This is a genomic window from Holtiella tumoricola, from assembly GCF_027857615.1.
In the GTDB taxonomy this organism is placed as follows: Bacteria; Bacillota; Clostridia; order Lachnospirales; family Cellulosilyticaceae; genus Holtiella; species Holtiella tumoricola.
In genome coordinates this window covers 1-13,058 of the sequence record NZ_JAQIFT010000027.1, presented here as the reverse complement: position 1 = coordinate 13,058, position 13,058 = coordinate 1, and the positions used below count along the sequence as shown (strand labels likewise).

Here is a 13,058-nt window from a genome sequence, read left to right as displayed (position 1 = left end):
ATGTGACTTTATGAATCGACTGGTTTAATGGTTACTATTTTATTTTCAAAGTTCATTTTTCTTTATTCATCAAGGCCTACAGCCTTTTCTCAGTGGCGCCTGTGCGCTGCTGACTTGATTTATTATGCATTATATATCTACATAAGTCAACCCCTTTTTTAAAAAAACTTCATTTTTCGATATTAGGCCTTACCCCTTCACTATTTTCTTACTTTATTAGTATGGTTTCTCTTTTTATTATAAGTTCAATAGTAGAATAGATAAAAGGGGCTGTATTATTAATATAGCCCCTTTTATCTATTCTACTATTTGCTTTGTCTCCATAATACGTCTACTGATAAAATAAGATACTACATACCCTATCAATATAATTCCTAAAATACCTATTCCTACGCTAGGACTAATTTTTATTGTTGTTAGTGTATCTTTCATTTCTATAGGAATATTCATTGCCTCTTTAATTATATTCATTGCTACTGAACTAACTCCAAACAATAAAGCATAAATAAGTAGCATTACCATACGCATCTTGATACATCCAAACTTTAAGATGATAGGAATAATTAAAGCTATATAAAGAAGTGAAGATCCAACTAAGGTTATAAATACATTCATTTTTCCTATTGTTTGAAATACTTCTATATAACTTTTTTGCATATTTATCCCTAGATTAACTACTATTGTTACAACTACACCTACTACTAATGAGTAAATGAGGCCTAATAAGTATTTACTTAGTACTACTTCTTTTCTAGATACGGGAAGTGTATAGTTTAAAGCATTGCTATGACTATTTTCTTCATGTGCCATAACTCCATATATTAAGAAATAAGGAACTATAATAGAAGCAATTAAATACATTTGTGGTGAAAGCACACAAAATATTGTCATAAATAATAAACTAATAATCCATGTAGACTTTAAGCATTTAAATAGATACATCCATTCTTTCTTCATTAATAAAATTACATGGTTCATGATCTATTCCCTCTTTCTATATAAACCATCATATCTTCTAATGTTGCCTTTTCAAATATAAGGTCTTTACCAAATTTATTTTCTAACATTTGTTTTTTTGTTGTTAAAGCCTGAAAGCCAAATTTATTTTGATCTATACCTATTAATTCATTTTGTATTCCTTTTTCTAAAAGGCCTTTTGATCCTTTTACAATATAGTATTTATCATCTATCTGTTCTTTATCTTCATACATAACCACTTTGCCCTTTTGTAACATAATAATGTAATCACTTGCCTTATCTAAATCACTTGTAATATGAGTTGAATAGAATGTTGATACTTCTTCATGTTGCATATGCTCCATTAATAGATCTAAAATTTGATGTCTTACAACAGGATCAAGATTCGCTGTAGGCTCATCTAAAAGAATAAGTTTTGGTCTATGGGCTAATGCCATAATTAATGCAAACTGCTTACCTTGTCCTTGTGATAACTCTTTAATCTTCTTGCTCCTATCTAGAGCAAATAAATTTATATATTTATTAAATAAATCATTGTCCCAAGATGTATAAAAAGGTGCAATCATTTTTCTAGTTTGTTCTACAGTCGCTTCACTAAAATATCCAGTAGGTTCACCTACATATCCTATTTGATTACGTATAGCCTCTCCTTTTTGACTACTAGATTGGCCAAATACTTTAATTTCTCCTTTATCCGGTATCAAAAGTCCCATAATCAGCCTTAATGTAGTAGTCTTACCTGCCCCATTTTGACCAATAAATCCTGTAATATATCCTTCTTTTATAACTAGGTTAGGAATATCTAAAGTAAAGTTACCAAGTTGTTTTTTTAGACCTTCTATTTCTATTACATTCATTACATTTCCTCCTCATACATCAGATCAATACGCTCTTTTAATTCTTTCTTTGACAGTCCTATATTTTTTGCACTTTCAATAACCTCACTAAGTTTTTCTTCTATTTCACTTATTTTTGCTTCTCTTAATATTTCCAAGTTGACTATTGCAACAAAAGTCCCTTTTCCCGGCAATGTTTCTATAAATCCATCTGCTTCTAACTCTTCATATGCACGCTTAACTGTAATAATACTTACCTTTAATTCTTTTGCTAGACCTCTTATAGATGGTATCATCTCCCCTTGATTCAACACACCAGTAATAATAAGTTGTTTTATCTGTTCCATAATTTGCGAGTAGAGTGGTACAATGCTCTGATTGCTAATAATAATATCCATCTAATATCCTCTTCCTAATTTTTAATCTTCTTATCAAGCCAAACTGTTTATAACTGTTTATAACTGTATATATATAATATATACACATAATACACTTATGTGCTATTAAAGTCAATTCTCTTCTAAATATTTTTACACATAAAAAAAAGCTTACCTAAATCCATACCTAAGTAATGGTTAAGTAAGCTTCTTTTGGATTATAAAACCTGCCTTCTACCTAAATTTACTTTAGGTAATTTAAATAGAAGGGTTATCTCTCTGGTGGCTCATCTCCTGCAGAATTATCTGCTAAAGCCTCAGAATTGTGAATGCTTTGGTTAGTAGAACTTTTCATTGTACTTTCCTCCTACATTCATGATTGGTTTTACAATAGTAGTTTGTCCTAGCTTTATTTTTTTATGCATAGCTTATTAAATTTTTTTTAATGTGTTAATGCTTCAAATTCTACTTGTATTAATGTTTTTAGATGCTCTGGCTTAAGTGTTACTTGAACCCCAATTTTACCTGCACTAAATGTTATTTCCTCTAGATTCATTGCTGTTTTATCTATATATGTTTTAAGTGCTTTTTTCATTCCAATAGGAGAACATCCTCCTCTTATATATCCTGTAGTCTTTTGAAGCTCATTAACTGGTAACATATCTATATTTTTTTCTCCTGTTAAGGTACTAATCTTTTTAAAATCTAATTCTTTAGCAACAGGAATTACACATACATAACATGTTTTAGATTTACCTTGTACTAAAAGTGTTTTAAAAACAGTCTCTTCATCTATACCAATCTTATGTGCTACAGCTACACCATCGATTTTCCCATCTTTTACTTCATAAGTACTACAAGTATAAGGAATCTTCTCTTTATCTAATATTCTAATTACATTTGTCTTGATAGCTGATGCCATTTGCTCCATCCCTCTCATCTAATGGTATTTATTATTTATAATTATATCATATCTTTTTAAATTTTATTTTAAAGGTATTCAACATATAATAGAGGAATTTGTGTTAAGACAGATTCCTCTATTATAGTTTTTATTTAGTTGTATATGGTATTGGTTGTGGCATTGTTTTCTTAACACGCTCTTCTTGTGACATATTCGCTAGTTGAATAACCTTATCTTCATCTAGTCCTAAAAACTGTCCAATTAACTCACCTAACACCTTATCACATTTATAAAATAATGCTGTCTGCCTATATTGAATGCTTTGATCTGCATTTTTAAGACTATTAAACACATTATAAATTAAATGACTCTTGCCATCTTCATCTAGATAATCTCTATAGAACTCTCCTGGTTGTATAAAATCACCTTCATCTGTTTCTATTGTATGTCTTTCAATAACACCATTAACTGGAATAGGTGGTTGTGCATCTTCGGGAGCTACCTTTACATTTGCAAATGTAGTTGGATAATAATTAGGCGCATTACCCATATTTCCATTTACCTGCATAAATCCATCTCTTTGAGTTGTATAGATTGTAGAATACTTTGGCTGATTAACTGGAATTTGCCTATTATTAACGCCTAATCTATATCTTTGCGCGTCTTGATAAGCTAATAACCTGCCTTGAAGAAGTTTATCCGGTGAAGCCCATATACCTGGCACAAAAGCTTGAGGACAAAATGCTGCTTCCTCTACTTCTTCAAAAAAGTTAATAGGATTGCGATTAAGTACCATTTTACCTAAAGGAATGAGTGGATGATCCTTCTCATACCAAGTTCTCGTTACATCAAATGGATTAACTGGATAGTTAGCAGCTTCTTCTGGTGTCATAATTTGTACATAGACACTCCAAGAAGGATATTCGCCTCTTTCTATTGCATTAAATAAATCCTTAGTTGAATAATCAGGATCTAAACCTGCCATCTGTTCTGCTTCTGCCCCTGTAAAATTTTGTATTCCTTGATCTGTCTTAAAGTGATATTTTACCCATACATATTCTTTATCTTCGTTATACCACATAAATGTATGACTTCCGAATCCATCCATAAATCTTGGACTTTTTGGTGTTCCTAAATTAGAAAATAATCTCATCACCTGATGTAAGGATTCAGGCGTTAAAGAAAGAAAATCCCAAAACATATTTGCATCTTTTAAATTTGTCTGAGGATTTCTCTTTTGAGTATGAATAAAATCAGGAAACTTAATTGCGTCTCTTACAAAGAATACTGGTGTATTATTTCCTACTAAATCATAGTTTCCATCCTCTGTATAAAACTTCAACGCAAATCCTCTAGGATCCCTAGCTGTATCTGCTGAACCCTTTTCTCCTCCAACAGTAGAAAACCTTGCAAACATAGGTGTACGTTTCCCTACTTTATTTAAAAACTTTGCCATTGTATACCTTGATAAGTCGTTTGTGACTTCAAAATATCCATGTGCACCCATTCCCTTGGCATGTACAACTCTCTCTGGTATACGTTCTCTGTTAAAATGTGCTAACTTTTCATTCAAATAGGAATCTGCAAAAAGAGTATAACCTACCTTTTTGCCTGTTGTAAGTGATGCTTGATCATTACTGACCGGAGTAGCTACTTCTGTAGTAAGTTGATTAACTCTATTTTTTTCGTTTTCCACCTTACTTCCTCCTTGTTATACTATCACCTTAAATAGTATGAAAAGCAGCCCGTACACTATGTCTTTATACCTGTATCTTTATATCTTCCTCTGTATATACCGTAATATTATTTTCTTTTAATAGCTTTGCAGTTAAACCATCTCCCTGAATAAGAACACCATTAAAATTACCATCATATATTTTTCCACATCCACATGACGGACTTTTTGCTTTTAATATAGCAACCTCTGCCCCTACTATTTTTGCAATTTCTAAGGTCTTTTGTGCCCCTAATCTAAATGCTTCTGTACAATCTTTCTCTTCTATATTAATTACATACTCTAATCCATTTTCGTCTCTTCTAATCTCACAAGGTTTTCTTGGAATATCTAATCCTCCTAATACTTCTGGGCATACCACCATGGCTTTACCTTGTTCAACTAACTTTAATATCTTTTCACTAGTATTCTCTTTACCATCATATCTACATTTAATACCTGCTAAACACGCACTCACAATATACATTGAATCCCTCCTGTATTTCCCTGGAAATTAATAATTTATAAATCTTTCTATTATTGTATTTGATTTTTACATTCTATTTCAAATTTTTAGTGATATAATTTATTCTAGAGTATAGAATAGTAATATTTAAATTAATTATTAAAAAGGGGTTCTTATTATGGATCAAAATTCTCTTACATCTCAAGATTTAGTTAACCTTATTGAAGAGCACTATAACATTGGTACTGTTCAATCTATTATTCCCATTCTTGATAGAACATCTTGTGAGTGCTTTCATATTGTTACTTCTACTGGTGAATATCTTTTAAAAGATGTTAATTTAGACTTCATACATCATCCTTATTTAGAACCTATTATTAATAACTGTTTATTAGAAGCTGATATTCCTGTTTCTACATTTATAAAAACTATGACTAATGAATATATTATACATTTTTTAGGTCATGTCTTTCATTTACAAACTTTTATTAAGGGAAAAGTTCTCCTTCTCCATACTGCACCTACTTGGTTTTTGCATAGTAGTGCTTCTTTACTTGCTAAAATTCATAAAGCGCTTGAATCTATCTCCATACTTCCTAGTGGCATAGGTCCTCACTACTTTGAAATTCATACTATCCCCAGCTCTATTGCCTCATATCAAAATTCTATAAGACTGGCTCAATATGCTCAAGATTACACTTATGTCAAAGAAATTGAATATCGTATAAATTTATTATCTAAGTTACAAACACTTGATCTTTCTTTTACTTCTTTTACTTATAAAAATACTCATGGCGACTATTCTATTAGACAAATCCTATGTGGTGAATCTCAGATTAATGCTGTGATAGATTTTACATCTTGTTGCACACACCCTGTTTGTTGGGAATTAATTCGCTCCTATGCCTATGCTGATCCTAAGTGTCAATCTGGATGTCTAGATATCTCTAACCTCATTGATTATATAGAGGATTACCTTCAATTTAGTACTTTAAATATTTACGACATTCAAATGATGCCTTATCTATTTTTGTATTATTTAGCTCTTAATGACTGTTTTGCAACTTATTATACATCTGATAGCATCGTTCAAAAAGACTTAAAGTATTATATTAACTGGTCAACCCTGACTTTAAAATGGCTAGAAGAAAATGTTGCATATATTTCTGAAGCTTTAGCTGATCATTTTTCATTATTAGAAATTCCATCTTTGCTTTTTAATTAGCTACTATTCTTTATTACATCATATAAAAAAGGTAGAACTAAATTTTACTTAGTTCTACCTTTTTTATATCTTAATTTTTATTAAAGAGTAAGAAACTTTTCAAATCTCTCTTGAACTTTTTCCTCACCTAAAATTTGCATAATTGTGTAAAGGTCTGGTGTATTGCTTCTGTGTGTAATAGCAGCTCTTACTGCACCTGCTACATCAGATATCATACCTTTGTATGACTCTGGATTAGCTTTATATTCTTTACGATTTGCACAATAGCCTAATTCAAGCGCAAAGTTTTTAAGTGTTTCAAACCATGATTCTTGACTTTCTTCATTGTGTTTATAAGCATCTTTATAAGCTGCAATAATTTCTTTAGCAGTATCAATAGTCATACCTTTTGGAAGTTCTACTTGTTCTGCTGTTTCAGCATAGAAGTAGTTATCAAAGAAGTATGTGATTTTTTCTTTAACATCCATCCACTTCGCAAAATCTTTTCTTGGTTTTGGTCCATCTTTATCAATACTAAAGATAGCTTTTGACATAGCTTCATTTGATGTCACAAGCTCATACATTTCTTGATCGTGTTCTTTTGCCCATCCAGTATAAAGTTCATATACTTTTTCTCCTGGCATTCTTGCAATAACATCTTTGCTTACATCATTTAATTTAACAATATCAAATAATGCACCACTCTTACTCATCTTATCTAATGAAACTTGGAACTCATGGTAATCTAAAGTTGGATTTTCTGCTCTCCACTCTTCATATGTGGAGTTGATAATATTAAGAAGGTATTCAATAACACATACTGTTGGATAACCTTCTTCATCATAATAACTTACAGCACTTTCTGCATCTTTTCTTTTAGAAAGTTTACGTCTTGAGTCTCCATCCATTTTCATGATTGTTGGAATATGACCATATTCTGGTCTCTCAAAACCAAGTACTTCAAAAAGTTGTACGTGAATTGGAAGTGATGATAACCATTCTTCTCCACGTGTAACATGTGTTGTATGCATTAAAGCATCATCAATAGCATGGGCAAAATGATATGTTGGAAGTCCATCCCCTTTAATAATAACAATATCTTGATTGTTTTCTGGGAATGATGTATCTCCCTTAATTAAATCATGGAATTCAACTCTTTTTTCTGGGTTCCCTGGTGATTTAAGACGAATAATATATTGTTCACCCGCTTTGATTTTTTCTATTGCTTCTTCTGGAGATAAATTTCTATATGTTGCGTACTCACCATAATAACCTGGAGTTACTTTTTCAGCTGTTTGTTTTTCACGAAGTGCTTCTAGTTCTTCTGGTGTTGCAAAACATGGGTATGCTAATCCTTTTTTAATAAGATCTTTCGCAAAAGTTTTATAAATTTCAGCTCTTTCACTTTGTTTGTATGGGCCATATTCACCAATTGATGTATCATCACCTGTCATACCTTCTGTAAAGTTCATACCATATTTATTCATTGTACGTATAGTATCAGAAATAGCACCCTCTACTTCTCTTTTTTGGTCTGTATCTTCAATACGAAGATAAAATACTCCACCGCTTTGAACAGCTGTTCTTTCTGCAACTAGTGCAGCAAATACACCCCCAATGTGTTGGAAACCTGTTGGGCTTGGTGCATATCTTGTTACACGTGCACCTTCTGGTAAATTTCTTTTTGGATAAGCATTAATGTAGTCTTCTGGTGTTTTTTGAATATCAGGGAAAATTAGGTCTGCTAATTGATTTAAGCTCATTTTTTTCTTCCTTTCATTTTTTAATGTTTGTTATTTATAAATTGATTCATCCTGTATTTAGGCATAAAAAAAGCCCTCCATCCTAATCTTCTTAGGACGAAAGACACCTTCCGCGTTACCACCTAAGTTGGTTAACACCTTGGTTAACCCACCTCTTAATCTTTAAGGGAATTACCCCATAAGCTTACTCCTCAAGTCTGAGATTTTCAGCTTATAGCTAAAGAGCTTCTTTCTAAATAATTCCATCCTAGGTTCACACCCTCCCTAAGTCTCTGATACTTCCTTATTTATACTTTTCTCTTTATTTGCCTTATCTATATAATATATGTTCATTATAACTATCATTGGTTTTGTTGTAAAGGCTCATTATTTTAAGACTATTCAATTACTAAATTATTTCCTATAATAAAATTAAATAGATACTGACTAGGGAGATTAACTATGGCATTCATAAAGGAAAACGATATTATTTTATTTCAAGGTGATAGTATTACCGATTGTAGCCGTAACAAACTAAAACGTTCAGATTTAGGTCAAGGTTATGTAAATTTAATTTATCATTATTTACAAACTCACCATCAAGATTTACATATTACTTGTATTAATAAAGGTATTTATGGGAATCGTACAATAGACCTTAAACTTAGATGGCGCCTAGATACTTTACGTATTGAAAAAAATATTCTTTCACTGCTTGCAGGAATTAATGATACCTGGAGACGTTATGATTTTAACCTTACTACCTCTCCTGAAAAATTTGAAGAACATTACCGTTATCTATTAGATACAAGTTTAGATAAAAATCCTGATTTACGTATTATTCTACTTTCGCCTTTTCTACTCCCCCATACTGAATCACAACTTACTTGGTTTGAAGATTTAAATCCTAAGATTCAAATAGTAGAAAAGTTAGCTAAAGAATACAATACACTTTATCTTCCTCTACAAGAAATTTTTACTTCATCTCTTACACCTGAGCATGATGCCTATTACTTTACAGTAGATGGTGTACACCCTACACCTGAAGGTCATATGCTTATTGCTAAAGAATGGCTTAAAAGGAGTTTAGGCTAAATGAAAAATACATCTATTAATCCAGAGAGAGTTTATCTCTTAGATAATTTAAAAGGACTTCTTATATTTTTAGTGGTATTTGGACATTCATTAGAACTCTTTAAAGATGAATATTTCATTACTCAAGTTTTATATGCATTTATCTATCTCTTTCATATGCCCGCTTTTGTATTTGTTTCTGGCTATTTCTCAAAAAATCTAGATAAAGCACGTTCTACAGCCTTTAAAAGTTTCTTAATGCCATTTATTTTATTTAATATTATTTGGAATTTAATCGCAGCACTTGCAACTTGGGATATCAACCAATTTTCATTTATAACTCCTGGTTGGGCACTTTGGTATTTAATGAGTATGTTCTTCTGGAGACTTTTTTTAAAAGATCTAGTTAAAATTAAATATATTTTACCAATTAGCTTTGTTGTTGGTTTAGGTGCTGGCCTATTTAGTGAGTTTAATGGTATTTTATCTTTATCCCGCACACTTGTATTTTTCCCATTTTTCTTTGTGGGTTATAAAACAACAGAAGATAAGCTATTTAGACTTAAGAGACCTTCACGCTTCTTCTCTTTTGCAATAACTTTGCTTGCTTTATCTTTTGCAATTTTTATATGTTATTCAAAAGTATTTCCTATAGAATTTCTATATGGTAGTGATGCATTTGAATCTTATACCGTACCTCTATGGTTAGGAGTTATTAGTCGTCTATTACTTTATATTATTGGTTTTTCTTTTGTATTTGTACTTGCAAATACAATGCCATCAAAGCCAACCTTCTTTAGCAAAATTGGAAGTAATACATTGCCGATTTATATACTTCATACTTATCTATTATGTATTCCTATTGCAATCAATCATTTTATGCCTTATTTATGGATTAAATTAGCTATTTCATTATTATCTTCTATTACTATTACTTATTTACTTTCTCGTGATAAAACTGATCTTTACTTTAAAAAATATCTTAATTCTATTATTAACTTGGTACTTCATTCAGAGAGTTCTTCTACAACCGGTGCAAAATAAAAGAAGTGCAAGGATTTATTCTTGCACTTCTTTTATTTGTGCTGCTTCCTTCATTACTTCACAAGCCTTTTTAATCATTTCATCTTTACTATTAAGAGCTATCCACTCAAAATACTTAGGATCTTCTTTATAAATTTCTTTTAACGTCCTATTTTTATATTTCCCGAAGTTAATCTTAATTGCTGCTGCTTCTTTTGGAGGCATCAGCTCCGCGCTTATCAATTCTTCTTGTTTAATGAAATCTTGCATTTCTTCAAGGTCTTGTGTAAATATTTCACTCAATGAAGCTACTTGTAATACAGCATCAATAAAAGCTCTTTTTTTGGCAATTTTTAAGATAGTATTCGAAAGATCCCAAGGGTCAGGGTTAGGAATTTTGTATTTGAGCCGTCCATATTTGTCTATAAATTGTCTTACTTTCTCCGATTCTATTCCTGCAGGAATGTAGTCACTATTTATCCACCTATATTTTTTTTCATAAGAATTACAATTTCCTAATCCTTGTGCTACATTTTTTGTACCTTTTTTTAATGTACATCTAATAATATACGCAAAAAAACCTCTTTCATAATCTTGAACATGATCCATCATCTCATATTCTGGGTTTACACCTAACATCATACAAATCTTCTCTCCTCCGGGTTTGAGCAATGTTGGTTTTAAAGTTCCAGGTATGACACCATAGTCATGTTCTCTTCTTAAGGTCTGCTGCACAACAGCTTGAAAAACTGCTATCTTATCCATAGTTTGCTTAATCAAACTAACATCCATTTCATCTATTAAACTTATATCTTTTGTTGAATTGGCTATAATATGTGTTGCCATCTTCATTCCCCCTAGCATAAAAACTAAGTTTTATTTTAGTTAATGAATATTAAAAGGTAAATATAGTGACGTTATTAGTTTAAGCATTTTTATTCACTTTATGTAATTTTTCTTATTTCCCCATTATATAACATTTATATTTCTTATATATAAAAAAAGACATATGCTATTTTAAGCATATGTCTTTTTATTGTTAAATGGTTTATTGCGCATTATTAAGTGTAATGATTTGATCAACAACTGCTGATGGGTCTTCTGTACCTGCTGCAATACCTGCAACTTTACTTAATAAGTATTCCCAAGCTGGTTTAGCAAGCCATCCATCAATAGCTCCATCTACAGCTGTTGCTTCACCTGCCATAGCAGCACCTTTAGCTCCAAGTGATGATAAACCTTTAAGATCACCTACATTAGCTGCTGGAGCACCACCACCAGCTACAGTTACCATTTCACCAATAGCTTCTGTTGTTGTCATAGATTGAACAAATTTAACTGCTGCCTCACGTTTTGCTGGATCATCCCAAGCTTTCTTTGTAATATAGAAGCCACTTGAGAATCCAGAAATAAGTTGTTTACCATCACATTTCCCATTTCCTGTACCTGGAATTGGAAGAAGGGCAACTGTTTCTGTATCACCAAATTTACCTACAGCCCAGCTACCATCTAAGAACATAGCAGCTTGTTTATTAATGAATTGAGCTTCTACAAGATCATTTTGTGTTGTTGCTGTATCAACAGGGAATGCACCCATGTCATTGAACTTTTTAAAGTATGATAAACCATTTACCCATGATTCTTTAACTGCTGTGATATCTTTATTGCTATGGTCTTGAACACCACCTTCAGCTAAGATAAGATGTTCAATCCAATAGTGAGGAATATGTCCTAACGCTACTGCAATAGGTGTGATATCTGTTTTAGCAAATGCTGTAATAGCATTTTCTAATTTAGCCCAATCTGTTGGAAGATCTACTCCGTTAGCTTCAAATAAATCTGTATTAACAAAAATACCTTCATAGTAACCATGTGTTGGGATAGCATATTGAACACCATCTGGACATGTAGCTGATTTTAAAGCAGCTGGGTTAATGTTTGAAGCATAATCTGGGTATACTGATTGAATTTCTGAAATTGGAACAACTTTACCTTGTTCTACAATTGTTTTTGATGTAACATCTGTAAAGAAATGAAGTACATCTGGTTCATTACCTGCTGCAAAATCTGTAAGTACATTTGATTTCCATGTTTCATCAGCTGTAGCTGATTCAACTTCTACTGTAACATTTGGATTAGCATCTTGATATTTTGCTACTAAATTATCAAATGTTACTGCATTTGGATCTGTACCACCAAACATTGATACAACTCTAATTGAAGCAGGAGCAGCTGGTTCCTCTGCTGGTTTTTCTTCTGCTGGTTTTTCAGTTGCTGGCTTTTCTTCTGCTGGTTTTTCAGTCGCTGGTTGTGAATTACAGCCTACAAATACTCCCCCAAGCATTGTTGCTGCTAGTCCTAATGCTAATACTTTTTGAAATTTCTTCATTGAAATCCATCTCCTTTTACTTACTTAATTTTTATAGATGATTTTATGTAGGTTAAATTATGCCCTATTCATCGATCACTTCTCATATATTTATGCTATAAATTGATTATAACATTTTATACAAATTTGGTAATAAGATAATTTTGTCTTTTGTATTATTTTTTTGGTATATTTGTTTAATATCTCTATAATTTATCACTTCATTTTTGATTATCTAGATATTTTTTATATATCAATCATTAATTTTATTGATCTTTCATTATGACATTATCTTAATTTTTATGCACTCTATTTTACTTTTTTACAGTTAATATAATAAAATAAGTCTCTTTATTAAATAAAGAGACTTAT

Annotated in this window: 12 protein-coding genes and 1 other annotated feature; of the genes, 3 read left to right on the top strand and 9 right to left on the bottom strand. The window is 31.4% G+C overall.

The window, feature by feature from the left end; all coding sequences use genetic code 11:
• Positions 1-297 precede the first annotated feature (297 nt).
• From PBV87_RS06355 to PBV87_RS06330, 6 genes are all read right to left on the bottom strand, one after another.
• Positions 298-978, bottom strand: coding sequence for an ABC-2 transporter permease (locus PBV87_RS06355; protein WP_271011556.1), 681 nt, complete (start codon positions 976-978; stop codon positions 298-300).
• Positions 975-1,835, bottom strand: coding sequence for an ABC transporter ATP-binding protein (locus tag PBV87_RS06350; protein WP_271011555.1), 861 nt, complete (start codon positions 1,833-1,835; stop codon positions 975-977). The genes PBV87_RS06355 and PBV87_RS06350 overlap by 4 nt, the downstream gene beginning before the upstream one ends.
• Positions 1,835-2,212, bottom strand: coding sequence for a GntR family transcriptional regulator (locus tag PBV87_RS06345; protein WP_053982836.1), 378 nt, complete (start codon positions 2,210-2,212; stop codon positions 1,835-1,837). The genes PBV87_RS06350 and PBV87_RS06345 overlap by 1 nt, the downstream gene beginning before the upstream one ends.
• Positions 2,213-2,633: 421 nt before the next feature.
• Positions 2,634-3,113: a Cys-tRNA(Pro) deacylase gene (ybaK, locus tag PBV87_RS06340; RefSeq protein ID WP_271011554.1), complete on the bottom strand. Its 480-nt coding sequence runs from the start codon at positions 3,111-3,113 to the stop codon at positions 2,634-2,636.
• Positions 3,114-3,243: 130 nt separating this feature from the next.
• On the bottom strand, positions 3,244-4,791 hold the full coding sequence (locus tag PBV87_RS06335; RefSeq protein ID WP_053982834.1) for a catalase: 1,548 nt from the start codon (positions 4,789-4,791) through the stop codon (positions 3,244-3,246).
• A 64-nt stretch (positions 4,792-4,855) separates the two neighbouring features.
• A complete protein-coding gene (locus PBV87_RS06330; protein WP_271011553.1) occupies positions 4,856-5,296 on the bottom strand; it encodes a 2-thiouracil desulfurase family protein in 441 nt (146 codons plus the stop codon).
• 157 nt (positions 5,297-5,453) lie between these two features.
• Between PBV87_RS06330 and PBV87_RS06325 the strand changes: the two genes are divergently transcribed.
• Positions 5,454-6,500 (top strand): phosphotransferase, encoded by a 1,047-nt coding sequence (locus PBV87_RS06325; protein WP_271011552.1) that lies wholly within the window; start codon positions 5,454-5,456, stop codon positions 6,498-6,500.
• Positions 6,501-6,580: 80 nt separating this feature from the next.
• On the opposite strand, the gene gltX is transcribed toward PBV87_RS06325, so the two are convergent.
• Entirely contained in the window at positions 6,581-8,242 is a 1,662-nt protein-coding gene (gene gltX / locus PBV87_RS06320) for a glutamate--tRNA ligase (protein ID WP_271011551.1), read from the bottom strand.
• An 89-nt stretch (positions 8,243-8,331) separates the two neighbouring features.
• Positions 8,332-8,557: a binding site (T-box leader), on the bottom strand.
• Between the two features lie 126 nt (positions 8,558-8,683).
• Between gltX and PBV87_RS06315 the strand changes: the two genes are divergently transcribed.
• Positions 8,684-9,316, top strand: coding sequence for an SGNH/GDSL hydrolase family protein (locus PBV87_RS06315; protein WP_271011550.1), 633 nt, complete (start codon positions 8,684-8,686; stop codon positions 9,314-9,316).
• On the top strand, positions 9,317-10,339 hold the full coding sequence (locus PBV87_RS06310; protein ID WP_271011549.1) for an acyltransferase family protein: 1,023 nt from the start codon (positions 9,317-9,319) through the stop codon (positions 10,337-10,339).
• Positions 10,340-10,354: 15 nt separating this feature from the next.
• Here the strand turns inward: PBV87_RS06310 and PBV87_RS06305 are convergent, their stop codons facing one another.
• Positions 10,355-11,164: an exodeoxyribonuclease X C-terminal domain-containing protein gene (locus PBV87_RS06305; RefSeq protein ID WP_271011548.1), complete on the bottom strand. Its 810-nt coding sequence runs from the start codon at positions 11,162-11,164 to the stop codon at positions 10,355-10,357.
• 202 nt (positions 11,165-11,366) lie between these two features.
• The gene (locus PBV87_RS06300; protein ID WP_271011547.1) at positions 11,367-12,707 is read right to left on the bottom strand and encodes an ABC transporter substrate-binding protein; all 1,341 of its coding nucleotides are present in this window, start codon (positions 12,705-12,707) and stop codon (positions 11,367-11,369) included.
• Between the last annotated feature and the right edge of the window lie 351 nt (positions 12,708-13,058).

Bases quoted from the DNA above. Each gene is read 5' to 3' on its own strand.
- PBV87_RS06355 (WP_271011556.1), bottom strand. From the start codon at position 978: ATGAACCATGTAATTTTATTAATGAAGAAAGAATGGATGTATCTATTT.
- PBV87_RS06350 (WP_271011555.1), bottom strand. From the start codon at position 1,835: ATGAATGTAATAGAAATAGAAGGTCTAAAAAAACAACTTGGTAACTTT.
- PBV87_RS06345 (WP_053982836.1), bottom strand. From the start codon at position 2,212: ATGGATATTATTATTAGCAATCAGAGCATTGTACCACTCTACTCGCAA.
- ybaK (WP_271011554.1), bottom strand. From the start codon at position 3,113: ATGGCATCAGCTATCAAGACAAATGTAATTAGAATATTAGATAAAGAG.
- PBV87_RS06330 (WP_271011553.1), bottom strand. From the start codon at position 5,296: ATGTATATTGTGAGTGCGTGTTTAGCAGGTATTAAATGTAGATATGAT.
- PBV87_RS06325 (WP_271011552.1), top strand. From the start codon at position 5,454: ATGGATCAAAATTCTCTTACATCTCAAGATTTAGTTAACCTTATTGAA.
- gltX (WP_271011551.1), bottom strand. From the start codon at position 8,242: ATGAGCTTAAATCAATTAGCAGACCTAATTTTCCCTGATATTCAAAAA.
- PBV87_RS06315 (WP_271011550.1), top strand. From the start codon at position 8,684: ATGGCATTCATAAAGGAAAACGATATTATTTTATTTCAAGGTGATAGT.
- PBV87_RS06310 (WP_271011549.1), top strand. From the start codon at position 9,317: ATGAAAAATACATCTATTAATCCAGAGAGAGTTTATCTCTTAGATAAT.
- PBV87_RS06305 (WP_271011548.1), bottom strand. From the start codon at position 11,164: ATGGCAACACATATTATAGCCAATTCAACAAAAGATATAAGTTTAATA.
- PBV87_RS06300 (WP_271011547.1), bottom strand. From the start codon at position 12,707: ATGAAGAAATTTCAAAAAGTATTAGCATTAGGACTAGCAGCAACAATG.